At 53.9% G+C, this 23,717-nt stretch carries 23 protein-coding genes and 1 pseudogene; 5 read left to right on the top strand and 19 right to left on the bottom strand.

Translation table 11 applies throughout. The features are described from left to right. Positions 1-17: 17 nt before the first annotated feature. The 6 genes and pseudogenes from pheT to infC all read right to left on the bottom strand — a co-directional run. Positions 18-2,558: a phenylalanine--tRNA ligase subunit beta gene (gene pheT / locus AUMI_RS03760; RefSeq protein ID WP_096381471.1), complete on the bottom strand. Its 2,541-nt coding sequence runs from the start codon at positions 2,556-2,558 to the stop codon at positions 18-20. Continuing rightward, the gene (pheS, locus tag AUMI_RS03765) at positions 2,558-3,598 is read right to left on the bottom strand and encodes a phenylalanine--tRNA ligase subunit alpha (protein ID WP_096381473.1); all 1,041 of its coding nucleotides are present in this window, start codon (positions 3,596-3,598) and stop codon (positions 2,558-2,560) included. The genes pheT and pheS overlap by 1 nt, the downstream gene beginning before the upstream one ends. Before the next feature lie 47 nt (positions 3,599-3,645). Continuing rightward, positions 3,646-4,449: a TrmH family RNA methyltransferase gene (locus AUMI_RS03770; protein ID WP_096381475.1), complete on the bottom strand. Its 804-nt coding sequence runs from the start codon at positions 4,447-4,449 to the stop codon at positions 3,646-3,648. 9 nt (positions 4,450-4,458) lie between these two features. Continuing rightward, complete coding sequence (gene rplT, locus AUMI_RS03775) at positions 4,459-4,845, bottom strand: 50S ribosomal protein L20 (RefSeq protein ID WP_096381478.1); 387 nt, start codon at positions 4,843-4,845, stop codon at positions 4,459-4,461. A gap of 31 nt (positions 4,846-4,876) precedes the next feature. After that, positions 4,877-5,071, bottom strand: a complete 195-nt coding sequence (rpmI, locus tag AUMI_RS03780; protein WP_096381479.1) for a 50S ribosomal protein L35 — start codon at positions 5,069-5,071, stop codon at positions 4,877-4,879. Between the two features lie 200 nt (positions 5,072-5,271). After that, positions 5,272-5,931: pseudogene (infC, locus tag AUMI_RS03785) on the bottom strand (translation initiation factor IF-3); the annotation flags it as partial. A gap of 185 nt (positions 5,932-6,116) precedes the next feature. Here infC and AUMI_RS03790 point away from each other — a divergent pair. After that, positions 6,117-6,473 carry a DUF1844 domain-containing protein gene (locus AUMI_RS03790; RefSeq protein WP_231951839.1) on the top strand — a complete coding sequence of 119 codons (357 nt, stop codon included), beginning with the start codon at positions 6,117-6,119 and terminating at the stop codon, positions 6,471-6,473. On the opposite strand, the gene AUMI_RS03795 is transcribed toward AUMI_RS03790, so the two are convergent. Next, a complete protein-coding gene (locus tag AUMI_RS03795; protein WP_172418249.1) occupies positions 6,470-7,144 on the bottom strand; it encodes a TetR/AcrR family transcriptional regulator in 675 nt (224 codons plus the stop codon). The two genes, AUMI_RS03790 and AUMI_RS03795, sit on opposite strands and share 4 nt — an antisense overlap. A 106-nt stretch (positions 7,145-7,250) precedes the next feature. Between AUMI_RS03795 and AUMI_RS03800 the strand changes: the two genes are divergently transcribed. Next, positions 7,251-10,007 carry an MMPL family transporter gene (locus AUMI_RS03800; protein WP_096381489.1) on the top strand — a complete coding sequence of 919 codons (2,757 nt, stop codon included), beginning with the start codon at positions 7,251-7,253 and terminating at the stop codon, positions 10,005-10,007. A 2-nt stretch (positions 10,008-10,009) separates the two neighbouring features. Further along, on the top strand, positions 10,010-11,794 hold the full coding sequence (locus AUMI_RS03805) for a YhgE/Pip domain-containing protein (protein WP_096381491.1): 1,785 nt from the start codon (positions 10,010-10,012) through the stop codon (positions 11,792-11,794). 23 nt (positions 11,795-11,817) lie between these two features. Here AUMI_RS03805 and AUMI_RS03810 read toward each other — a convergent pair whose 3' ends face one another. The 6 genes from AUMI_RS03810 to AUMI_RS03835 all read right to left on the bottom strand — a co-directional run bounded on the left by AUMI_RS03810 (position 11,818) and on the right by AUMI_RS03835 (position 16,297). Then, positions 11,818-12,630, bottom strand: a complete 813-nt coding sequence (locus AUMI_RS03810; RefSeq protein WP_096381494.1) for an SseB family protein — start codon at positions 12,628-12,630, stop codon at positions 11,818-11,820. Positions 12,631-12,647: 17 nt separating this feature from the next. Beyond that, entirely contained in the window at positions 12,648-13,382 is a 735-nt protein-coding gene (priA, locus tag AUMI_RS03815; RefSeq protein WP_096381496.1) for a bifunctional 1-(5-phosphoribosyl)-5-((5-phosphoribosylamino)methylideneamino)imidazole-4-carboxamide isomerase/phosphoribosylanthranilate isomerase PriA, read from the bottom strand. Positions 13,383-13,403: 21 nt separating this feature from the next. Beyond that, positions 13,404-14,036 carry an imidazole glycerol phosphate synthase subunit HisH gene (hisH, locus tag AUMI_RS03820; protein ID WP_096381499.1) on the bottom strand — a complete coding sequence of 211 codons (633 nt, stop codon included), beginning with the start codon at positions 14,034-14,036 and terminating at the stop codon, positions 13,404-13,406. After that, positions 14,033-14,641, bottom strand: coding sequence for an imidazoleglycerol-phosphate dehydratase HisB (hisB, locus tag AUMI_RS03825; RefSeq protein ID WP_096381502.1), 609 nt, complete (start codon positions 14,639-14,641; stop codon positions 14,033-14,035). Before hisB ends, hisH begins: the two co-directional genes overlap by 4 nt. Before the next feature lie 19 nt (positions 14,642-14,660). After that, on the bottom strand, positions 14,661-15,755 hold the full coding sequence (locus AUMI_RS03830) for a histidinol-phosphate transaminase (protein WP_096381504.1): 1,095 nt from the start codon (positions 15,753-15,755) through the stop codon (positions 14,661-14,663). Positions 15,756-15,844: 89 nt separating this feature from the next. Continuing rightward, entirely contained in the window at positions 15,845-16,297 is a 453-nt protein-coding gene (locus AUMI_RS03835; RefSeq protein WP_342411732.1) for a hypothetical protein, read from the bottom strand. 266 nt (positions 16,298-16,563) lie between these two features. Between AUMI_RS03835 and lexA the strand changes: the two genes are divergently transcribed. Next, positions 16,564-17,238: a transcriptional repressor LexA gene (lexA, locus tag AUMI_RS03840; protein WP_096381507.1), complete on the top strand. Its 675-nt coding sequence runs from the start codon at positions 16,564-16,566 to the stop codon at positions 17,236-17,238. Positions 17,239-17,302: 64 nt separating this feature from the next. On the opposite strand, the gene AUMI_RS03845 is transcribed toward lexA, so the two are convergent. The 5 genes from AUMI_RS03845 to AUMI_RS03865 all read right to left on the bottom strand — a co-directional run bounded on the left by AUMI_RS03845 (position 17,303) and on the right by AUMI_RS03865 (position 21,533). After that, the gene (locus tag AUMI_RS03845) at positions 17,303-18,253 is read right to left on the bottom strand and encodes a methylenetetrahydrofolate reductase (protein ID WP_096381509.1); all 951 of its coding nucleotides are present in this window, start codon (positions 18,251-18,253) and stop codon (positions 17,303-17,305) included. Positions 18,254-18,362: 109 nt separating this feature from the next. Further along, positions 18,363-19,655: an ATP-dependent Clp protease ATP-binding subunit ClpX gene (gene clpX, locus AUMI_RS03850; protein ID WP_096381511.1), complete on the bottom strand. Its 1,293-nt coding sequence runs from the start codon at positions 19,653-19,655 to the stop codon at positions 18,363-18,365. 148 nt (positions 19,656-19,803) lie between these two features. Beyond that, complete coding sequence (locus AUMI_RS03855) at positions 19,804-20,469, bottom strand: ATP-dependent Clp protease proteolytic subunit (protein ID WP_096381512.1); 666 nt, start codon at positions 20,467-20,469, stop codon at positions 19,804-19,806. 28 nt (positions 20,470-20,497) lie between these two features. Then, complete coding sequence (locus tag AUMI_RS03860) at positions 20,498-21,085, bottom strand: ATP-dependent Clp protease proteolytic subunit (RefSeq protein ID WP_172418250.1); 588 nt, start codon at positions 21,083-21,085, stop codon at positions 20,498-20,500. A gap of 184 nt (positions 21,086-21,269) precedes the next feature. Beyond that, complete coding sequence (locus AUMI_RS03865; protein WP_096381515.1) at positions 21,270-21,533, bottom strand: TFIIB-type zinc ribbon-containing protein; 264 nt, start codon at positions 21,531-21,533, stop codon at positions 21,270-21,272. A gap of 102 nt (positions 21,534-21,635) precedes the next feature. Between AUMI_RS03865 and AUMI_RS03870 the strand changes: the two genes are divergently transcribed. Beyond that, the gene (locus tag AUMI_RS03870; RefSeq protein ID WP_096381517.1) at positions 21,636-22,280 is read left to right on the top strand and encodes a LysE/ArgO family amino acid transporter; all 645 of its coding nucleotides are present in this window, start codon (positions 21,636-21,638) and stop codon (positions 22,278-22,280) included. A 54-nt stretch (positions 22,281-22,334) separates the two neighbouring features. Here the strand turns inward: AUMI_RS03870 and tig are convergent, their stop codons facing one another. After that, positions 22,335-23,711 carry a trigger factor gene (tig, locus tag AUMI_RS03875; protein WP_096381520.1) on the bottom strand — a complete coding sequence of 459 codons (1,377 nt, stop codon included), beginning with the start codon at positions 23,709-23,711 and terminating at the stop codon, positions 22,335-22,337. Between the last annotated feature and the right edge of the window lie 6 nt (positions 23,712-23,717).

Genomic DNA, 23,717 nt, shown 5'->3' on the forward strand with positions numbered 1-23,717 from the left:
GCCGAACGGTCCAAGAACTACTCACGAATAGTCGCGCCAAAGCGCGATGCTGCGAGCGCAACACCCGCCTCTTTAGACGAGGTTGCCTCAGCAGCAGTGAGTGTGCGGTCAAGAGCCCTGAAACGCAAGGCAAAGGTCAAGGAGCGCTGCCCTTCAGGAATTCCTGTGCCTTGGTAGACATCCACAAGTGTGGCGCTCTCAAGAAGTTCTCCCGCACCCTCGATAACGGCAGCACGAACATCTGCAGCTGGAATACTCTCGTCGACGACGAGCGACAAGTCTTGAGTAGCAGCAGGCATTGTCTTCACGTCAACAGCCGTGTGTGGTACACCTGCTGCCGCAGAAACTGCATCCAGGTTCAGTTCGAACGCTGCCACAGTCCGAGGAAGATGTGCTTCTTCAGCGATTGAGGGCAGGAGTTCACCGGCATACCCAATAACTTCGCCGCCGAGGAGGAGTTCAGCAGTGCGGCCAGGATGGAAGGCCTTGTGACTTCCTTGGCGGACGGAGATTTGAACACCTGCACCTAGAGCAATTTGTTGAACTGCAGTGAGAGCATCTTGCCAACTGTAGGCAACAGCTTTTTGCCCAACTTGCTTGGTCAGCGCATCTCCAACATAAAGGCCAGAGATGTAGCGAGGTTGTGGTGGAATTCCTGCGTAGAGGGCAGCTTCAACTTCCGGCGCAGGTCGTACGCCTCCGGCAACAACCTCTTGACCGTAGGTTTTTCCAGGTTCGGGTAGGAATACCAAGCCTGTTTCAAACAGAGCTAAATCGTTAAGTCCACGTGAGCGATTGCGGGCTGCAGTAGCGATGAGACCCGGTAACAAGGAGGTCCGCATCCACCCCTGAGTAGCATCCAAAGCGTTTGCCAAACGAACCTGAGGAACACTCGCCTCCACAGCAGAACCAAAGAGGTTATTTGTTTCTTCATCGAAGAATGGGTAGCTCAAAACTTCAGTGTGTCCTGTTGCCGCCAGGGTGTTGGAGACGCGACGACGCACATCCTGGGCAACGGTGTATCCGCGGCCTGGAGGAGCAACAGGAAGTTCAGCAGGAATCAGGTGGTATCCGATTATGCGTGCAACTTCTTCTGCCAGAGTCCACTTATCGGTCAGATCGGGGCGCCAGGTTGGCGGGGTAACAATGAAACCGCTACCTTCCTTGACAACTTCACACCCGATTTCTGTCAACGAGGATTCAATCTGGGCATCGGTGTATTCCAACCCGATGAGGTTGGTGACGAAACCTGCGGGAAGTTCAATAGCAACAGGCGCTGCAAAGTGGTTGAAGTAGGAACCTTCATCCACGATCTCCCCACCGGCAAACTCCACGAGCAGTTGAGCAACTCGTCCAGCTGCCACGGCAGCAATCTCCGGGTCAACACCGCGCTCAAAACGCTTAGATGCCTCCGAAGATAGCTTGTGTCGACGTGCAGATCGAGCGATAGAAACGGGGTCGAAGTTTGCTGCCTCAATCAGGACGTTGGTGGTTTCGTCTGAGATTTCGGTGTTTGCACCACCCATCACGCCAGCAAGACCAACAGGTTTACCACCTGAGGTAATCAGGAGGTCTTCCACATCGAGAGTGCGCTCTGCTTCATCGAGGGTAATGATTTTCTCTCCCGGAGCTGCACGGCGAACAAGGATGTCACCAGAAAGCTTGTCGAGATCGTAGGCATGGTTGGGCTGACCAGTCTCGATCATGACGTAGTTAGAGATATCGACTGGAAGGGAGATGGAACGAATACCGGCAAGTTTCAGACGAGAAACCATCCACGATGGCGTGGGAGCTGTGGCATCGATACCGCGCACAATACGGGTAGCGAAGACATTGCAGCCCACGCGACCACGAATAGGTGCCGTGTCATCGACGGAAACCGGAAATTCGGTTGCAAAAGTCTTGACTTCGGTCACACCGCGAGCAGTGATGACCTCAGTTGCAGGATCGCGGAAAGCAGCACCAGTTGAGTGTGCGTATTCGCGAGCAACACCACGAATTGAGAAAGCATATCCGCGGTCTGGGGTGACATTGATCTCTACGGCAGCTTCTGAGAGGCCCAAGAGCTCAAGAGCATCGGTGCCCACCTCGGGGTCGAGACCCATCTCGGATAAACGAATGATGCCATCGTGACCTTCGCCGAGACCCAGTTCCTTTGCCGAGGCCATCATGCCGTCAGAGACGTGACCATAGGTCTTGCGCGCGGCAATGGGGAATGGCCCAGGGAGAACAGCACCTGGCAGGGTCACAACAACCTTGTCTCCGACAAAGAAATTGCTTGCTCCACAAACAATGCCGTGGATGGCATCGCCGCCATCGGCTGCAAGCTGCCCATCTGGTGCAACACGAACCTGGCACCAGCGAATTGTCTTGCCGTTGTTTTGTTCTTCGGGAGTGAATTCAAGAACTTCACCCACAACGATGGGACCAGAAATGTCTCCGCCGTGAATGTCTTCTTCTTCGAAACCAACCTTGACCAGATCTGCTTGAACCTGCTCAGGTGTGATGTCAGAAGCAAGGTCAACATATTCAGCTAACCAATTCAGTGGGACGCGCATCAGACCACCATTCCAAACTGCTGACTGAAGCGAACATCGCCTTCGACCATGTCATGCATGTCACTGACGTCATTGCGGAACATGAGGGTGCGCTCAACACCAACACCGAAAGCAAAACCGGAATACACCTCAGGATCAATGCCGGCAGAGCGTAATACGTTGGGGTTGACCATACCGCAGCCACCCCACTCGATCCAGCGGGCACCACCAGCAAAAGTGGGGTGCCAAACATCTAGCTCAGCGGAGGGCTCCGTAAAGGGGAAGTAATTGGGGCGCAGGCGAATCTTGGCGCCCTCACCGAACATGATGCGTGCAGCATGCTCCAGGGTCCCACGCAGGTGAGCCATGGTCAAACCCTTATCCACGGCCAATCCTTCAACCTGAGTAAACACAGGAGTGTGGGTGGCATCAAGTTCGTCGGTGCGATAAACACGACCAGGAGCCAGCACATAGATAGGAACTTCGCGCTCGAGCATGGAGCGCACCTGTACTGGAGAGGTGTGGGTGCGCAGGACGAGATGAGAATCAACAGGTTCGACAAAGAAGGTGTCTTGCATTGCACGTGCAGGGTGATCTGCGTCAAAGTTCAAGGCATCAAAGTTGAACCATTCACCTTCAAGCTCAGGGCCTTCGGCGATTTCCCAGCCCATACCCACAAATGCATCACAGATACTTTGCTGCAAAAGCATGAGTGGGTGACGGCCCCCAGCGCTCCATCGTGATGCGGCAGCGGTAACATCGACCTTTTCAGCAGCAAGCTGGGCAGTCTGCTCTTCACGAACAATGGCCTCTTCGCGAGCGGTAAATGCTTGGTTCACTTCAGCACGTGCCTGCCCAACGAGTTTTCCTGCTGCAGCTTTCTGATCAGCTGGAACATCCTTCATCAGGGCATTGAGCTGAGCGAGAGTCGAAGACTCCCCAAGATGTGCAGTGCGGACAGCTTTGAGGGCTGCGGAATCGACGGCAGCACTGATAGCTGTCAGGGCGTCGTTGACCGCAGCCGCGACAGCGGCTTCAGTGATTTCAGTAGGTGCAGACACAGTTCTCAATTTTATGTTGGGAGCGAGCTCTTACTCACTCGACAGGCCTAGGCCTTGTTGTGAGCAAACGCGCTCTCGTAGATCAGCACAGCAGCTGCTGTAGCTAAATTCATGGATTCAGCATCACCGTAGATAGGAACGGTGATGGCTTTTTCTGCCAGGGCAAAGTGTTCGTCGCTCAAACCACGGGCCTCATTGCCAAATAACCACGCAGTGGGAGCATCTAATACCCCGTGTGAGCGAGCAAGGACAAGATCCTCTCCCTTGATGTCGGCAGCAAGAAGTTGCAGGCCGGCTTCACGAACATAAGGAAGCACGTTCTCTAGCTCCACGTCCACCGTGATGGGCAGGTGGAAGAGAGAACCCGTGGTGGAACGCACAACTTTGGGGTTGTACAGGTCCACTGAACGGCCAGTCAAAATCACTCCGTCAGCACCGGCAGCATCTGCCACTCGAATAATGGTGCCCAAGTTACCTGGATCACGAACTTCTTCAAGAATGACGATCAGCTTGGGATCTTCAGCAAAAATGTCTTTCAGCGCTGTGGGGAACTGGTGCACAACCGCAATGAATCCTTGCGGTGTGACTGTATCCGCCATCGTGGCGAGGACCTCTTCAGAGACGAACTCAACGTCAACCCCCGCATCCACAGCAGTTGCTGCGATGTCTTGGTAACGCTCTAACGCGGTGGGCGTGGCATAGAGCTCCACAATCAGTTGCGGGCGGTATGCCAACGCCTCGGCGACGGCTTGCGGGCCTTCCAAGAGGAAGAGCCCGGTCTCGGACCGGGCTCCCCTCGTGGCTAGCTTCGCAACCGCCTTCACGCGAGGAGCGCGGGGGTTGTCGAGCATGATGTTTCCTTAGGCCTTTGCCTTTGGTGCAGAAGTATCTGCAGGAAGTGCCTTGCGTGCTGCTTCAACCAACTTGGTGAAAGTTGCAGGATCAGACACTGCAATCTCCGCAAGCATGCGACGGTCAACCTGGATGTCAGCCAGAGCGAGGCCCTGGATGAAACGGTTGTAGGTCAGTCCGTTTGCACGGCTTGCTGCGTTGATGCGCTGAATCCACAGGCGACGGAAGTCACCCTTGCGGGCACGACGGTCACGGTAGCTGTAAACGAGCGAGTGGATGACCTGCTCTTTAGCCTTGCGGTACAGGCGTGAACGCTGTCCACGGTAACCGGAGGCGCGCTCGAGGATGACGCGACGCTTCTTGTGAGCGTTGACGGCTCTTTTTACTCTTGCCATGTTCTTATCCTTTTAGTTTTCGCTCAGCCGATTACAGACCGAGAAGCTTCTTGATTACCTTGGAGTCAGCTGGAGAAAGAACCTCGTCGTGGTTGAGGCTGCGCTTACGCTTTCCGGACTTAACTTCGAGGTTGTGACGCATGCCGGCCTGCTGCTTCTTGAGCTTGCCGGTACCGGTTACCTTGAAGCGCTTTTTGGACCCGGAGTGGGTCTTCATCTTTGGCATTGGATCTCCTTGGGGGTTTCACTTATCCCAGTTGTGGGAAAGCGGGTCTATTAGTCGTCGAGCTCGTCTGAGACCGACTTGGTGGACTTCTTGGGGGCTGCCTTCGCAGCGGGGGCCTTCTTGGCTGGGGCAAGAACCTCAGCCTCAACGACCTTGACGGCGTTTGCCTTGTCATCTTCAACAGCGAGAACAGATTCACCAGATTTGGCCTCTGAACGCTTGTCAGCACGCTTGTTCGCATCACGCTTCGCGTTCTGCTCTGCTTTGGCTTCTGACTTGCTACGCAGCGGGCCAATAACCATGACCATGTTGCGGCCATCGATGGTTGGGCTAGATTCAACGGTTCCGTATTCGGCAACTTCTTCAGCGAACTTCTGAAGCAAACGAACTCCCTGCTCTGGACGTGACTGCTCACGACCGCGGAAAAGAATCATGGCTTTGACTTTGTCACCGTCGTTGAGGAAGCCAATCGCGCGCTTCTTCTTGGTTTCATAGTCGTGAACGTCGATCTTCAGGCGGAAACGAACCTCTTTGAGGATGGTGTTGGCCTGGTTACGACGGGCTTCCTTGAGCTTCTGCGCAGCTTCGTACTTGAACTTTCCGTAGTCCATGATCTTGGCCACTGGCGGCTTAGCTTCGGGAGCAACCTCAACGAGATCGAGGTCAGCCTCCTGCGCAAGTCGAAGGGCAACATCGATCGCCACGACACCTACCTGCTCGCCGTTGGGACCAACGAGGCGAACTTCTGGGACGCGGATACGGTCGTTTGTACGTGGATCGCTAATGCGGTGCTCCTTGTTATTTCTCAAAACCCTTATTCGGGGAGAAAGAGGAGTCTTACGCGCAAAGCAGATTGACATCCGCATAAACACGACGCAAAGAATGTTCCTTGCGGCACCCTAACCTACTTGCTCAGCGAGCTGAACGAAGCGGAGTGCAAGAACCCAGTAACCTGATGTTGCGGGTTACGGGTGGGAGTTATCTCCTCTTTCAATTTCTTGGCGTGAGCTAAGAAACCTGCATAAGCCTAGCAGAGGAATACATTGTGAGCGAAAGCGACCAGAACGACGCCCTTCGTAAGGCCGTTCTTGACATTGCCGAAGTCCCCGCAATCGAGGTGATTGTGGAGGTTGCCGTCAACCTGATGAGTGCAGCTGCCATCAAGTGCGGCCTGGCCGAAGGTCCAGATGCCAAGTCACTGACTGATCTCGACGAAGCTCGCAAACTCATCAATGCTCTCGCCGGTCTGGTAACTGCAGCGGCTCCTGACATCAGTGATTCTCATGCTCGTCCCCTCCGCGACGGTCTGCGTTCGTTGCAGCTTGCCTTCCGCGAGGCTTCCCCCATCCCTGATGAAATTGGCAAGGGCCCTGGGGAAAAGTGGACCGGGCCCGTTAACTAGCTAGCTAGTTGACTAATCAGGCCAAGCATGCGTTGCATGAACAGCTCATGCGCACGTTCTTGAACCTTGTCTCCGCCTGCCATGATGGCCTCTTGCAGTGACGCCTCATAGGTGTTCATCAGCACGATGGCAAGTTCTACAGACTCTATGGCTGGCGTGATGCCTACCGCGGTAAATGCTGCGGCGATGATGTTTCCAAATTCTTGATCGGCAGCATGCTTTTGCTGGAGAAAAAGCTTCCCTACCTCTGGATCTCGCATCGCGAGCAGTCTCAACTCGGACTGGAAGAGGAACCATAACCGGTTATCCCCCTGCTGTTCCAGGAAGCTTGCCACGATGGGTCCGAGCTCGGTTGCAGTGAGTGATCCAGGATTTTGTTCAAGCAGCGTAGGCATGATGACATCGATGTTTGCCACGCTGGCTCGCAGAAGTTCAAGCCGTTCGTTGTAGCCGCGTTCGGCAAGCGCGAGGAACAGTTCTTCCTTCGTGTCGAAATTGGAGTAAAAAGCTCCGCGGGTGAAATCTGCTCGTTCGGTGATCATTTCGACAGTAGCGGCGTGAATGCCCACTTCTGAGAAGACTTCAAAGGCAGCATCCATCAGGCGTTCGCGCGTTTTTTGTCGCCGCGCAGACTCTGCAGGTTTGTTCTCTGCTTCGGTTGTGGTCCCCATGAAATTAAGGATACACTGATGTATCGGATACACCGGTGTATCGAAGTGTATTTCTTCCGCGCGGCACCGGCTGATCACCGGCAGTCGCCTGACAACAAGGGCAGTCATGTCATCTTTGCTGTATTCGCTGGGACGTTGGGCCTATCGTTCACGCCGCCTCGTTCTCGTTTCCTGGCTGGTCATACTTGTTGCCATTGGTGGTGCCGCCGCGGTCTTCAACAAAGGGCTCGATAACAGCATCAGCATTCCCGGAACCGAGTCACAAGCTGCTTTGGATTCCTTGAGCACCACATTCCCCCAAGTCAGTGGTGCCTCGGCACAAATCATCGTGGTGGCAGCTGACGGGCAGTTCATCACTGACCCAACCTATGAAGACGCACTCAATGCTGCTGCCGACAACATGGCAACTCTCCCCCAGATTGATAACGCAACCTCTCCCTTTAATGAGCGCATCAACGGGGCGATTAGCAACAATGACAAAGCTGGCCTGATCAGCATCCAATTTTCTGGACCCACGGCAGAAATAACCGACGCGTCACTTGCAGAGTTAGAAAAAGCAACTGAGCAACTCAAAGCTGATCTGCCGGAGGGAAGCACCGTTTCTCTCGGTGGTCAGATATACAGCCAGAGTATGCCCACCGTGACAGCCACCGAACTCATTGGGGTGGGCGTGGCCCTGGTTGTCTTGGTATTCACCTTTGGCTCGTTCTTAGCTGCTGGAATGCCCCTGATTACTGCGCTTTTAGGTGTGGGAATCTCTATTGCCCTGATCTTCTTGGCAACCGCCTTCGCTAAGGTCACTTCCACAACCCCCATGCTTGCGCTCATGCTGGGCCTGGCTGTGGGTATCGACTACGCCTTATTCATTATTTCCCGGCATCAAGACGAACTTCGTAAGGGTGACACCCCCGAAGAAGCAGCTGCTCGGGCCACAGGAACTGCTGGCTCAGCGGTGATCTTTGCCGGTTTGACTGTGATGATTGCCCTGGTTGGTCTGGGAATTGCAGGCATACCATTCCTCACCACGATGGGTGTGGCCGCTGCCGTCGGGGTCGGTGTAGCTGTCGTGATTTCCATCACACTTATTCCTGCACTGTTGGGCTTTGCCGGCGAGCGCTTGCGCCCCAAGCCAAAGAAAACGAAAAAGGCCGAAGCCAAGGCCCACACGCCCAACCGCTTCTTCCTGGGCTGGGTTACTGGCGTCACACGTTTCCCTGTTGTGACAATTCTGGCCGTTGTTGCCGTGATTACAGTCGTCGCACTCCCTGCCCTGAATCTTCGCCTAGCTTTACCGGATGCGGGGTCAAATGCCCCCACTGACCGGTCTCGAATCACCTACGACCTTGTTGCCGAAAACTTTGGGGAAGGATACAACGGACCCCTACTCGTCACCGGAACCATCGTTACCAGCACTGACCCACTGGGATTAATGGATGATCTCAAGACAGAACTGGAAAAGATTCCTGGTGTTGCTGCCGTTCCACTTGCAACCCCCAACATGACCGCCGACACAGGCATTATTCAAGTCATCCCCGAGGGGGCTCCTGCTTCTGAAGAGACGAAAGCGCTCGTTCAGGCCATTCGTGACAAACACAATTACTTCCAGGACAAATATGGTGTTGACCTGGCTGTGACAGGCTTCACCGCAAGTGGTATCGATGTGTCGGAACGCCTCGGTAACGCACTGCTCCCATTTGGAATTGTGGTGGTGGGTCTGTCGCTGATTTTGCTCACGATGGTCTTCCGCTCCATCTGGGTGCCCATCAAAGCAGCTGTGGGCTACCTGTTTAGTGTTGTTGCCGCCTTTGGTGTTGTCACGCTTGTGATGCAAGAAGGCGTGGGAGCGAGCCTCATCCATATCGACCGCCCAGGTCCAATTTTGAGCTTTATGCCGATTATTGTGATGGGTATTTTGTTCGGTCTGGCCATGGACTACGAAGTGTTCTTGGTTGCTCGCATGCGTGAGGACTACGTCCACTCAGGTAAAGCTCGCAAGTCGATTGTGACTGGATTCGTGGGCTCCGCAAAGGTTGTCACTGCTGCTGCCGTGATTATGTTTGCTGTCTTTGCCGCCTTCGTCCCCGAGGGAGATGTCAACATGAAAGGCATCTCGTTAGCTCTGGCAGTGGGTATCTTCGTTGATGCCTTTATCGTGCGCATGACGTTTGTTCCTGCCGTGATGCAGCTATTGGGCGATAAAGCCTGGTATATGCCCAAGTGGCTTGATCGCGTGCTCCCCCACTTTGATGTGGAGGGTGAGGGCGTTCAGCACGAACTTGAGCTGGCTAACTGGCCAGGCGATAAGAACCTCGCTATTGCTGCAGAAGATATTGGCCTGACCAATGCAGAAGGTTCCCGCTCCTACTTCCGCAAACTTTCATTTACCCTTCCTGCAGGAACAACCCTGTTTGTGACCGGGAGTGACAAGATTGCCACCTCGGCACTTCTGTTGGCACTCAGCGGACGTTTGGATATCGAAACCGGAAAGCTCAAAGTTGCCAACATGGTCCTGCCAGTTCGTTCTGGAGCAGTGCGTTCGCGCGTTGCACTGATTGATGTATCCACTCACGCCAACCGCAACACCGTCGAAGCCATCGAAGATGCCTCCTCGGAAAAACCACAGATCATCATCTTGGACAACATCGACTTCCTCACCGCTGAAAGCGAACGTTACGCGGTGGCAGATGCTCTCGCAGCCGCTCGCGAAACTGCAGCACAGTCGGGCCGGCCCCTCACAGTCTTGGTTGGCACCACCGATGACATGCCCGTTGAAACTTGGGGTAGCTTCCTCAGTGCTCGCGTAGATGCTCAGGTACTTGATCTCGACAATGCGTCGTCCCCACGCAAGAAAGTGCAGGCATAAACATGGCTTCGTTATTCACCAGACTCAGCGGTCAAACCGAAAGCAAGCCCAAACTTCTTGTCGTGATCGGGTTGATCTTTGTTCCCCTCATTGTCGTTGGTGGGTTGATGTGGGGACTGTGGAACCCCACAGAACGCCTCGACCGAGTCAAGGCAGCCATCGTCAATAACGATGAGCCCGTCACCGTCAATGGCCAGATCACACCACTGGGACGCCTCTTGACTGCGGGGTTGGTTGAAGGAGACGGCTCAGACACCAACTATGACTGGGTCATCACAAATGAATCAGGCGCTAAGAAAGGCCTTGAGAACGGAACCTATGTTGCTGCGGTAACCATCCCCGAGAACTTCTCCAAGGTTGCCACCTCGGCGATGGGTAATGCCACAGATGCCACCCAGGCGTTGATTGAGGTGACAACCAGCAACAAGAGCCGACTCGTAGATGACGCAATCACTACAGCAATTACCTCAACGGCTGTGAACCTCATGAACCAGCAACTCACCTCACTCTATTTGGAGCGTGTATTACTTGGCTTCAGTGACCTGAGCACTGGTTTATCTGAAGCAGCAAATGGTTCAGATGAACTGACCAAGGGAATTTATGCCCTCGCAGATGGTGCAAACCAGTTAGCAACCGGAGCCTCCACTTTCTCATCAGGAATGTGGGCACTGAACGCTCAGACCTCTCAGCTTCCTTCACAAACGCAACAGCTTGCCAACGGAGCAGCAACAACAGATGGCTATGCGCAGCAGTTGTCTGGAGCACTAGGCCAAACCGCCGGGGGTCTGGCTGCACTTTCAGGGAACACCTGTCTTGCTGTTACCAGCAACAATCAGCAATATTGTGGCGGACTAGACACGATTAGTGGAACTCTGTCACAACAGCTAGTTCCTCTAGCTGCGGGCGTTGCTCAAGGAACTTCGGGCCTCTCAACTGGAACCTCGGCACTAGCTGGTGGAATGCCTGCGCTTTCAACAGGCATTAGTGACCTTGCTGCAGGTAGCTCAGGTATCGCTACCGGAGTGAGCGGCATCGCTTCTGGTGCGAGTGCGCTGGGCGATGGTTCTCAGAAGCTTGCAGACGGACTCGATGAGGCTATTTCCAACATCCCGACCTACACCGAGGATCAAGTCAGCACTCTGGCTGATCTTGTTACTGCCCCGGTAGGAATCAAGAACGGTGGCGGGCTCACCTTCGGCGCTAACAGCACTCCCCTGTATGTGGTGTTTTCACTCTGGCTGGGCGCACTTGCCATCTTCATTGTGCTTAGAGCCATTCCGCTGCGTGTACTTGAATCAACTCGATCCTCACTCTCGCTAGCAACCCGTGCCTACGGAATCCCTGCCGTGGCAGCGATTTTGCAAGCGGTTGCGGTAGCAACCGTGATTGCTTTCGCGCAAGGCTACGACGTTGCGGAATGGGTCTCGATCACACTGGTATCAGCGCTCATCAGCCTGGCATTTACAGCAACCAACCAAGCTCTAGTTGCCGTATTGGGCGGTTTTGGCCGCCTGGTCTCACTTGCGGTTGGAATTCTTATCCTAGTCACAGGCGTAATCTCAACGGTGCCACAGATACTCGATAGCATCCTGGGCTATACACCAGCTACAGAAGCGGTAACTGCGTTGCAGGCCATCATCAGTGATGGGCAGGTGTCTGGATTCGCAGGTGCCATCACTGCAATGGTGTTGTGGACACTCGGAGCAATTGCGGTAACGGCTGTTGCGATCTCGCGAAAGCGCCACGTTTCCATCACTACACTTACCAGAGAAACTCAGCCTGTATAGGGCCGGGTTCCTTTGGTAATCATTTAGTTCACTGGAGTGAGCTGAAGCTTCATTGAGTCGACCCGCAATGCAATGGTTTCATCCTGAGCCCAGCGCGTGGACAAAAGCGAAACTACGTCTTGAATCTGCTCAGAACTCAGCAGTGGTGGCAATCCAATCTGAACGATGAGGTCTTCACTCATTCCGCGAGCGTCAGGGTCTCCCGCCAACAACGTGATGGTTTTGACGACGTCTTGTCCCGCTAGAGATGCGTTGAATGCCTGCTGAACTTCAAGATCCAGATATGCAGGTTGCCACGATAAATCCTGAGCGATAGCAGCAATGACCGGTCTGCGCAGAATGAGTTCTGTTGGAGATTGTGGGTCAATGACAATCCACTGCGCACCATCAGCGGCTGCAGCCAATGCGGCACGTCTGGCTTCTACGGGCACAGGTCTAGCTTGAGGATTCCACAGCTGTAAAGCGGCAACGCTCGTAAATACGGGCAATACTCGTTGCCCCTGAGGCCCTTCCACGGTGACAATCGCAAGCTCTTGAGTCTTATCAACTACAAGACCAACAGCGTTGACGCCAACATCTCCAGCCTCAGCAAGCAAAGGGATTAGGAAACGTGTGGAACGGATCGCATCAATAACTCCAATAAGAGCCTCAGCGCGAAGAGGGTCTTCCAAGCCAAGAGAACGAAAAGTGTTCAGCGCTCCAGCTAATTCCTCAGAGATTTCACCATTGTCATCAGCGAAAGGGTTGGCTTCAAATTCACGCCCTTCCCAGGGCTGCCCCGCAGAGTCTGCGTGATCGGTTGAACCGAACATGTGACTGTCGTGGGAATGGGACATCAACTTACCTAGGAGAGCTACTTGTACGCAACAGTGATTGCTTGTTCAAGTGTGAACTTGTGAGCATAAAGCGCTTTACCTACAATCGCACCTTCAACGCCCAGTGGAACCAGTGAACGCAGAGCAACAAGATCATCAAGGCTGGCAATTCCACCAGAGGCCACAACGGGCTTACCCGTCTTCTGCGTGATGGCAGTGAGTAACTCGAGGTTGGGGCCGTTGAGCATGCCATCGCGTGTGACATCGGTAACAACGTAGCGAGCACAGCCGGCGTCTTCTAAGCGGGCAAGAACATCCCAGAGGTTTCCACCTTCTTGAGTCCAGCCACGGGCTGCTAACGTCTCACCGCGAACATCCAAACCCACTGCGATCTGGTCACCATAGCGCGCTATTGCTGAAGCGGCCCATTCTGGGTTTTCCAGTGCTGCAGTTCCGAGGTTGACACGGGTCGCTCCACTTTCAAGGGCAGATTCCAAAGATGCATCATCGCGAATGCCACCGGAGAGTTCAATCTTCACTCCGGGGACTTCGACGATCACACGACGGAGCAAGGCGCGGTTTTCACCACGTCCAAAAGCTGCGTCGAGATCGACGAGGTGAATCCATTCAGCTCCCTGCTGAGCCCAATCGGAGGCAGCATCAACGGGGTCACCAAAGTCCGTTTCGGTTCCCAGCGCACCCTGAGTGAGTCTGACAGCTTTGCCTTCGGCAACATCAACAGCAGGCAGAAGTTCAAGAATTGGCGCAGTCATGAGATGTTCCTTATGTCAGTGTTAGAGAGTTTCGAGCCAGTTGCGCAACAGCTGAATACCTGCTTCGCCGGACTTTTCTGGATGGAATTGGGTTGCAACGAGTGGACCATTTTCAACCGCAGCAATAAAGCGTTGGCCATGCTCGGCCCAGGTGACCGATGGTTGTGGGAAGGGCGGAATGACGTCCAGGTTCCATTCCGTGACACCGTAGGAGTGCACAAAGTAGAAGCGCTCATTCTCGATACCCTTGAAGAGTTTCGAGTTTTGGCCTACCTCAACCGTGTTCCACCCCATGTGGGGAAGAATCGGCGCATCAAGCTTGTGGACTGTCTCATCCCACTCACCGAGGCCAGGCGTATCAACGCCACCTTCAAGACCATTGGCAAACATAATCTGCATACCCACACAGATGCCCATCACTGGACGGCCCCCTGCAAGGCGACGTTCAATGATTTCTCCGCCGTCAACTGTGTTGAGTGCTTCCATCACGGCAGCAAAAGCCCCAACACCGGGAACGAGAAGACCATCTGCCTCAGCACATTTGGTTTTATCGCGCGTCAGTTCGACCTTTGCTCCTGCAAGCTCTACCGCTTTGATTGCGGAGTGAATGTTTCCCGTGCCGTAGTCGAAAACAACGACGGATTTTTGGGTCACAGAGCACCCTTCGTGCTGGGAATTCCCTGCACGAGTGGGTCAAGTGCTTTGGCCTGACGGAATGCACGAGCAAACGCCTTGAACTCTGCCTCAGCAATGTGGTGAGGGTCACGACCGTTCAAAACTGTGATGTGAGTAGTAAGACCCGCGTTGAAGGTAATTGCTTCGAAAACGTGACGAACCATGGAACCGGTGAAGTGGCCACCAATGAGGTGGAATTCAAATCCTGCAGGTTCACCAGAGTGCACCAGGAATGGGCGTCCAGAGATGTCAACAACCGCCTGAACGAGGGATTCGTCTAACGGAACGAGTGCGTCACCAAAGCGAGAAATACCGGCTTTATCCCCCAGCGCTTCACGAATCGCCAGACCCAGAGAAATACCGATGTCTTCAACGGTGTGGTGAACATCAATGTGAGTGTCACCAGAAGCCTTGACAGTTAGATCTGAGAGAGAGTGCTTTGCAAACGCCGTGAGCATGTGGTCAAAGAAAGGAACAGTGGTCTCGATGTTGCTCACACCACTGCCATCAAGATTGATGGTGAGTTCAATGCTTGACTCGCTCGTGGTGCGAGAAATGCTCGCAATGCGCGGTGCCTGTGTCATAGCTCCAGTTTAGTGGAGCTTAAAGAGCGCCATTAATCGAGCCGTCAATGGCTGCTAGGGCATCCAGGAATTCGGTGGTTTCTGCTTCCGTACCTGCCGTCACACGTAGGTGGTGGGGCATACCGATGTCACGGATGATGATTCCTTGAGCTAGGAGTTTCTCAAACACATCCTGAGGATGACGAACTCCACCAAAGAGAACGAAGTTCGCACTTGAGGGATATGGCGTGTATCCGAGGGCAGTGAGCTCAGTGACGAGGCGGTCTCGTTGAGAACGAATGTCATCGACCATCGCCAGCATTGCTGGAGTGTGTGCCAGTGCTCCTTCCGCAGCTGCCTGCGTCAGTGCAGAGAGATGGTAGGGCAAACGCACCAAGCGAAGAGCATCGGTCACAGCAGGATCAGCAGCGAGATACCCCAAGCGAGCACCAGCAAAGGCAAAAGCTTTACTCATGGTGCGGGAGATGACCAGGCGTGGACGACCAGCCAACAATGTCAACGCAGTGGGCTCACCTTCAGGCGCAAACTCGGCATAAGCCTCATCGACGAAAACAATGCCATCTGTTGCGTCATAGGCCGCAGCAATAGTTTCTAGCGAGACAGGGGTTCCTGTGGGGTTGTTGGGGGTGCAGAAGAACACGATGTCAGGCTTGTGTTCCTTGATGGCTGCAACCGCCGTTGCGGGGGAAATCTCAAAGTCAGCATCACGCTGGGCGGGAATCCACTGCGTACCTGTTCCTGAGGCAATGATGGAATGCATGGAGTAAGTGGGAGGAAATGCCAGCAACGAGCGGCCAGGACCACCAAATGCTTGGAGTAACTGCTGAATGACCTCATTGGATCCGTTTGCCGCCCAGATGTTCTCTGCAGTCAGCCCGTGACCCAAATATGTGGCTAGTGCCTTGCGCAGTTCGGTGAATTCACGATCTGGGTATCGGTTGATTCGCCCCAGAGCTATATGAATTCGCCCCATGATGTCTTCAACAACCTGCGGTGGTACGGGGTGTGTGTTTTCGTTGACGTTGAGCTCCACGCGCACGTGCTCTTGAGGAGCGCCATAAGGCTTGAGGCCCCGAAGGTCGTCGCGAATGGGGAGGTCGTCAAGAGAAGTCACCTCTTCAGTTTAAGCCGTGAAAGAAAGGAAGAACGCCGACCCCCTTCTAGGAGCCGGCGTTCGAAAAGAAGAATGCAGGAATATGTGACTTAGTAACCTGCAGGTAAAGCGATCTTCTGTCCTGCCTGTACAGGACCTTCTAGGTTGTTCAGCGAGACAATCTCTGCCACAACGTCACGTGGGTCAGCGTTGGGTGCAATTTCAGCAGCGAGGTGCCACAGGGTCTCCCCCGAGGACAAGGTCACATATGTGAAGTCTTGTGATGCACCTTCAGCAGTCGCCACAGCACCACCACTGTTGAGTGCCGCGACGAGGGCGCCGATCACGAGAGGAAGCGCAACAAGGGCTGTGAGAACTCGACGACCACGCTTGGTGATTCGAAGACGAGTGGTGGGGGTAGCTGCAGGAAGAAAGTTTACGTAAGTCACGTTGTTAGTGTGACCGGAGCTACGGACACTGCCAGTTTCGCTGCATGGCTCGTCAATGTAGTCAGGTTCGACGGGGCGGTGAATTGGTGCGGTGAATGCGAGTACTGCGCTCATGAGATTCTCCTTTTCCTGTTTTATCTCGAATCGGGCTCTCGGCCGGGAGAACCCGATTCGAAGATATATTTCGAAGATATATTCGTATTCATTCAATGTCAAGTAGATATTGAAGGTTTTTGGGACATTACTTGCGGAATTTTCGAATATGTGTTTGTTTTCTTCCCATATTTCGAATACTCTTTCGGTAATGGAGATAGTTCATCACCAACCACGGACATTCCGGTTTGTGGATTGGAACACTCCCAGACAGATCGGAATAAGCCATGACTGAGACAGCAGCTGGCACAAGCAAACGTCGCAAAGGGCTGAGTGCAAAGCAGCAACTTATCCTCGACGTCATCACCGCGTACATTGACCAAAACAGCTACCCCCCTTCCATGCAAGAAATCGGGGATGCAGTTGGTCTGTCCTCATTGGCGAGTGTGACCTATCAGCTTCAACAGCTAGAACTCGGTGGCTACATTCGCCGTGACCCCAAACTTCCTCGCGCCCTTGAGGTTCTCGGCCAGGGATCAACTCCTCGTCAGGTCGCTCCTGTGGCAGACAACATCATCCCTCTAGGTGAAGCGGTTCAGGTCCCACTGGTGGGTCAAATTGCCGCAGGTGGCCCCATCACTGCTGAGCAGAACACGGAAGACACGATGGCGCTGCCTCGCCAGCTTGTTGGCGATGGTGAGCTCTTCATGCTCAAGGTCAAAGGTGAGTCGATGATTGACGCAGCAATCTGCGATGGTGACTTCGTCGTCGTGCGCCGTCAACAGACAGCAGAGAACGGTGACATGGTTGCTGCTCTTCTTGATGATGAAGCAACTGTCAAAGTTTTCCGTCAACGTGATGGCCACACCTGGTTGCTTCCTCGCAACAGCAACTACGAACCAATCCTGGGAGACCACGCCACCATCATGGGCAAGGTCGTCACGGTTCTTCGTTCGGTCTAAACCTCCACAAACTAAAGGCCCGCATGCTGAATACAGCGTGCGGGCCTTTTATTTATCTCAATCTTCAGGCTTCGAGCCTACGCAGAACATCCAATACCGGTCCGCTTTGGTTGAAGGCATACAAGTGAATACCGGGCGCTCCCCCGGCCATGAGCTCTCGAGCTAAGTTCGCTGCGTGCTCAACACCAATCTCCCGCTGACCTTCAACTGTGGGCTCAATTTCAAGAGCAATCTCCAAATCACTGGGCATATCTTCCCCAGAGATCTCAATCATGCGACGCAAACGTCCTGGGCTAATCACCGGCATGATGCCCGGAATGATAGGCATGCTCAGGCCTGCCTCCTTCGCCTTCTGAGCGAAGGAGAGGTAGTCATCAGCGTGGAAGAACAACTGGGTGATGGCCAGGTTTGCTCCTGCAGCTTCTTTGGCCAGCAGAACATCAATGTCTTGGGTCTTCGAGCGTGACTGAGGATGCCCATTAGGGAATGCAGCAACACCAATACGAACAAACTCACGCTTTTGGCTCAGACGTGTTGCACCGGCATGCCATCTGGGTTCTTCCACGAACACGAATGGTTCACGTTCTGCTTGAACACGGTGAATGAGCTGGGTAAGTTCCGCTGCACTACCTAAGTCTCCGAGGAAGTCCTCGCCTTCCTGCGTTCCCTGTGGTGGGTCTCCACGCAAGGCGAGGAAAGAACGGACACCAGCGTCAAGAAATGTCCGCACGAGCTCATTGGCACCCTGATAGGACTCAGCAACACAGGTGAGGTGAGCCATCGGCTCAACATCAGTGTTTTCCAGAATGAATTTCACGCAATCCAAGGTGGCATCACGAGAAGAGCCACCTGCACCATAGGTGACGGAGATGAAATCTGGACCAGATGCGGCAAGTTCCAGGATGGTTTCGTGCAGTGCATCTCGGAGTTCAGGGTTGCGTGGTGGGTAAACCTCAAAAGAAAAGGGCACGCCAATATTCAATTCAAGAGAACTGGACGGTGATGCGTTGCTCATATTTTCCTCGGGACACTTTCGCGAAAAAGACAACACCTAGTTGTCCGCGAAGCGTGGGCCGGGCTCGGCAGTCGCTTACACCTGAATAAATCAGGTTAGAAGAATGTTATCAGGCAGTGCGTTCTTCTGGCTCAATCACAGCTGAGCTCAAGCGGGGAACTACGGTCGGCGCAGCATTTTCGGTGACGCACTCTGCCGTGATGATGACCTTATGAATCTGGTCTGTTGAGGGAACTTCGAACATGATGGGCCCGAGGACGTTCTCCAAGATGGCCCGCAAACCACGTGCCCCCGTCTGGCGCACTACGGCCAAGTCAGCGATGGCATCCAGTGCTGCAGGTTCAAATTCAAGCTCAACGTCATCGAGAGCAAACATGCGCTGGTATTGCTTGACCAGTGCGTTCTTGGGCTCAGTGAGAATGTCAATCAGTGCAATGCGATCTAGTGGCGACACTGTTGCGATCACGGGAAGACGACCAATGAACTCAGGAATCAGACCAAACTTGTGCAGGTCTTCCGGGAGTACCTCTGCGAAGAAGTCACGTGCTTCATCCTTGCTCTGCAACGGAGCACCAAAACCGATACCGGTCTTACCTGCACGGGACTGAATGATGTCTTCCAGCCCTGCGAATGCACCGGCAACGATGAAGAGCACGTTGGTGGTGTCCAGCTGGATAAATTCCTGGTTGGGGTGCTTACGACCACCCTGTGGCGGAACGGAGGCTACGGTGCCTTCCAAAATCTTCAGCAGTGCTTGCTGAACACCTTCACCAGATACGTCACGCGTAATCGAGGGGTTCTCTGCCTTGCGTGAGATCTTGTCGATTTCATCGATGTAAATGATGCCCTGCTCTGCACGCTTCACATCAAAGTCAGCTGCCTGCAGGAGCTTGAGAAGAATGTTTTCGACGTCTTCACCGACATAGCCGGCTTCCGTCAGCGATGTTGCGTCAGCAACAGCGAACGGAACATTCAGACGGCGAGCAAGAGTTTGTGCAAGATAGGTCTTTCCACATCCGGTGGGACCAATGAGGAGGATGTTGCTCTTGGCAATCTCAACTTCGTTTGCTTTTTCTTCGGCGGTCTTAACACCCTCACCAGCGCGCACGCGCTTGTAGTGGTTGTAAACCGCAACGGAGAGGGCTTTCTTGGCTGGTTCTTGACCAATGACGTATTCCTCAAGGAATGCAAAAATTTCGCGGGGCTTGGGCAGATCGAAATCTGCAATAACGCCCTCTTCGTTGGCTTCTGCGAGACGTTCTTCAATAATCTCGTTGCACAGTTCAACGCACTCATCGCAGATGTAAACGCCGGGGCCCGCAATGAGCTGAGCTACCTGCTTCTGGCTTTTGCCACAGAAGGAACACTTGAGCAGGTCAGCGCTTTCGCCGATACGTGCCATGGTCAACTCCTTCTCATCTGGAAATACGAGACATTCGAGCCTAACCCGAACCACAGACGTTGCTGTTCACCTGTGAATGCGTGGCGTCGGCGTGCCGAAAAAGCGAAAACCCCGACCGAAGCCGGGGTTTTCGTGAAATGTACTGAACTTAGGCGCCGATAGCAGCGTTCTTACGCGAGGTCAACACCTGGTCAATCAGTCCATACTCGAGTGCTTCTGCAGCCGAGAGGATCTTGTCGCGGTCGATGTCCTTGTTGACCTGTTCAACAGAACGGTTCGAGTGCTTGGACAGAGTCTCTTCCAGCCATTCACGCATACGCATGATTTCCTTGGCCTGGATTTCGATATCTGATGCCTGACCACGACCTGCGTCACCAGTTGCAGGCTGGTGAATGAGAACACGTGCGTTGGGCAGAGCAAGACGCTTACCGGGAGCACCTGCTGCCAACAGCACAGCCGCAGCTGATGCTGCTTGGCCGAGGCATACTGTCTGGACCTGGGGGCGGATGTACTGCATGGTGTCGTAGATTGCCGTCATTGCGGTGAAAGATCCACCGGGAGAGTTGATGTACATCACGATGTCACGGTCTGGGTCCTGACTTTCAAGCACCAGAAGCTGAGCCATCACGTCATCTGCCGAAGCATCGTCAACCTGGACACCCAAGAATATGATGCGGTCTTCGAACAGCTTGGCGTAGGGGTCCTGGCGCTTGTAACCGTATGCGGTGCGCTCTTCAAAAGTAGGAAGAACATAGCGGCTGGAAGGAGCTTCCTGTCTATTGAATGCGGTTCCGCCAAAGTTTGGGATAGTCATGTGTAGTCCTCGAATCTGTCTCTGGCGCTTACGCAGTCTTGGTTCCGCCACCACCGGTGACATCGCTTGCTGAGGCACGAACATGGTCAACAAAGCCATACTCGAGAGCTTCCTGAGCGGTGAACCAGCGGTCACGGTCACCATCAGCGTTGATTTGCTCAACAGTCTTACCCGTCTGAGCTGCTGTGATCTCAGCCAAGCTCTGCTTCATGGAGTTGATCAGCTGTGCTTGGGTCTGGATGTCAGAAGCAGTACCACCGAAGCCACCGTGAGGCTGGTGCAGAAGAACACGAGCGTTAGGAGTGATGTAACGCTTACCCTTGGTGCCCGAGGTCAGCAGCAGCTGTCCCATCGAGGCAGCCATACCAATACCCACGGTCACAATGTCATTGGGAACAAACTGCATGGTGTCGTAAATCGCCATACCTGCAGTGATCGAACCACCGGGAGAGTTGATGTAAAGGTAGATGTCTTTCTCTGCATCCTCAGCGGCCAGCAGAAGCATCTTGGCGCAAATCTCATTCGCGTTATCGTCACGCACATCCGAACCCAACCAAATGATGCGGTCCTTTAACAGACGCTCAAAGACGTTGTTCGGCATTACCAAGTCGGCCATGTCAACTCCATTTCAACAACCGCAAGAGATTTCGCTTGCGATGTTTTTCAATCTACTGGAGCAAACACTCTCAACACGGCAGTGTTCGCCTCAGGCGGAGTGCCGTTCGCCCCAGGCGCACGAATTAAAAAAAGTCGGGCCTCCCGAGACGAAGGAGGCCCGACTACCCAATGAGGAGTGGGGTCTAATCAAAAATTTCTGTCAGCCAGTTGTGCGGCTTTTTCTTGTAGCCATTTTGCGGATACGAGTTGTACTGAGGTGGAGCGTTGTATTGGGGCGGTGCAGCAGCTGCGGCGGGGGCAGGAGCGGGTGCTGAAACCGAGCGTTCAAGAATCTTGTCAAGCTCACCACGATCGAGCCAGACACCTCTGCATTCAGGGCAGTAGTCAATCTCTACTCCTGAGCGATCAGACATAACCAGTGTTGCTCCGTCAGTTGGACACTTCATTGCTCACTCCAAGAGGTTGGTGGGATTGGTATAAGTCAATCTGTTCTGTCTGAGAAAAGACTTAGAGAATGTGTGAGGTGTGCTGAGAAGTACACTGAAGTCATGACTCCCACTCTTGCTGCCGCATTAGCCGGCCTCGGGTTCGGACTCTCCCTCATCGTGGCTATTGGTGCACAAAACGCCTATGTTCTGCGACAGGGTCTTCGTAAAGAACACGTTTTTGTCATTGTTGCCATTTGTGCCCTCTCAGACGCACTCCTGATTGCAGTTGGTGTTGCCGGGCTGGGCGCCATCATTCAACAGCTGGAATGGCTGCTTCTACTCATTGAACTCGTTGGTGGTGTTTTCCTGTGTACCTACGGAGTGATGGCGGCAAAGCGCGCCTGGAAGCCCGAAGTTCTCAACACAGACACCGGTGGAAAAAGAGTCAGCCTCAAGGTTGCTGTGGGAACAGCACTGGCACTGACCTATCTGAACCCTCACGTGTATCTCGACACAGTACTTCTACTCGGTTCTGTTGCCGGTACCTACGAAGAAAACAGGTGGTGGTTTGCCACGGGCGCAATGCTTGGCAGCATTATCTGGTTTAGCACTCTGGGCTTTGGCGCTCGCGTGCTTGATCCTGTCTTCAAGAAGCCCACAGCATGGCGTGTACTCGATGCCATTATTGCTCTCGTGATGTTCGCCTTGGGAACGAGCTTGTTAGTGAGCTTTGTTCAGCACCTCATGGCGAGCTTGGGCGCTTAGCGACAACGAAAACCCCCGCAGTTTCCTGCGGGGGTTATTAATTCGTTCGAAGAACTAGTCCTTCTTTGCTGCGGGCTTCTTCGTAGCAGGCTTCTTTGCTGGCTTCTCAGCAGCATCAGCCTTCTCGGCCTTAGCGGGCTTGTCAGCCTTCTTGTCTTCAACGAGAGCGAATGCACTCATGTCGACAGCCTTACCCTTGGTGTCAACAACCTTGGCCTTGCCCAAGATGATGCTGACTGCCTTGTTGCGGGCAACCTCAGCAACCATGGAAGGAATCTGGTTGTTGTCGGTGAGGATCTTGGCAAACTCTGAAGGATCCATCTGGTACTGCATGGCACCCTGAATGATGTACTGAGTGAGCTCATCCTGGCTCACCTGAACATCTTCAGCTTCGGCAATGGTGTCCAGAAGAATCTGGGTTGCGAAAAGCTTCTGAGTCTCTTCGATAACTTCAGCGCGGTGCTTGTCATCTTCAAGACGACCCTCACCCTCAAGGTGACGGTGTACTTCGTCATCAATCAGCGCCTGAGGAACGTCAATCTTGGCTTCGGAGACGAGCTTGTCAACAAGCTTCTCGCGAGCTTCACGAGCCTGAACGGCAACCTTGCGCTGCTCTGCCTGAGCCTTGAGGCTCTCGGTCAGTTCAGCGATGGTGTCGAATTCAGACGCAATCTGAGCAAAGTCGTCATCTGCCTTAGGAAGCTCGCGCTCCTTGACAGCGGTGACTGTTACAGCAATCTGTGCCTTCTCGCCCTCGTGGTCTCCGCCGAGCAGGTTGGATTCGAAGGTGGTGGACTCACCAGCGGTGAGAGATTCAATAGCCTCGTCGATACCTTCGATGAGCTCGCCAGAACCAACCTCGTAGGAGATGGACTGTGCGGTGTCTACTTCCTGACCACCAATGGTGGCAACCAGGTCAAGCTGAGCGAAGTCGCCCTTCTTTGCTGGACGGTCAACGGTGACGAGGGTGCCGAAACGGCTACGCAGGTCGTCAAGTTCCTTCTGAACGTCTTCCTTGGATACTGCTGCTGCCTCAACCTCTACGGAGAGACCGTCAAGCTTAGGAAGCTTGATCTCGGGACGAACGTCAACCTCGATGGTGACAACCAGATCGCCAGAGAAGTCCTTCTCAGCTGGCCAGGTAACGATGTCTGCTTCGGGGCGCCCCATGGGGCGCACCTTCTCGTCAACGACGGCCTTGCGGTAGTAACCTTCGAGGCCTTCGTTGACAGCGTGCTCGAGCACAGCCATACGACCTACGCGCTGGTCGATCAAAGCTGCCGGTGCCTTGCCCTTGCGGAAACCAGGAACATTGAGCGACTCAGAGATGTGCTCATACGCGTGCTTGATAGCTGGCTTGAGCTCTTCTGGGGTCACCGTGATGGTGAGCTTGGCACGGGTGTTACTTACTTTTTCGACCGTAGTCTTCACGAAGGG

It is taken from the genome of Aurantimicrobium minutum, from assembly GCF_002355535.1.
Classification (GTDB): Bacteria; Actinomycetota; Actinomycetes; order Actinomycetales; family Microbacteriaceae; genus Aurantimicrobium; species Aurantimicrobium minutum.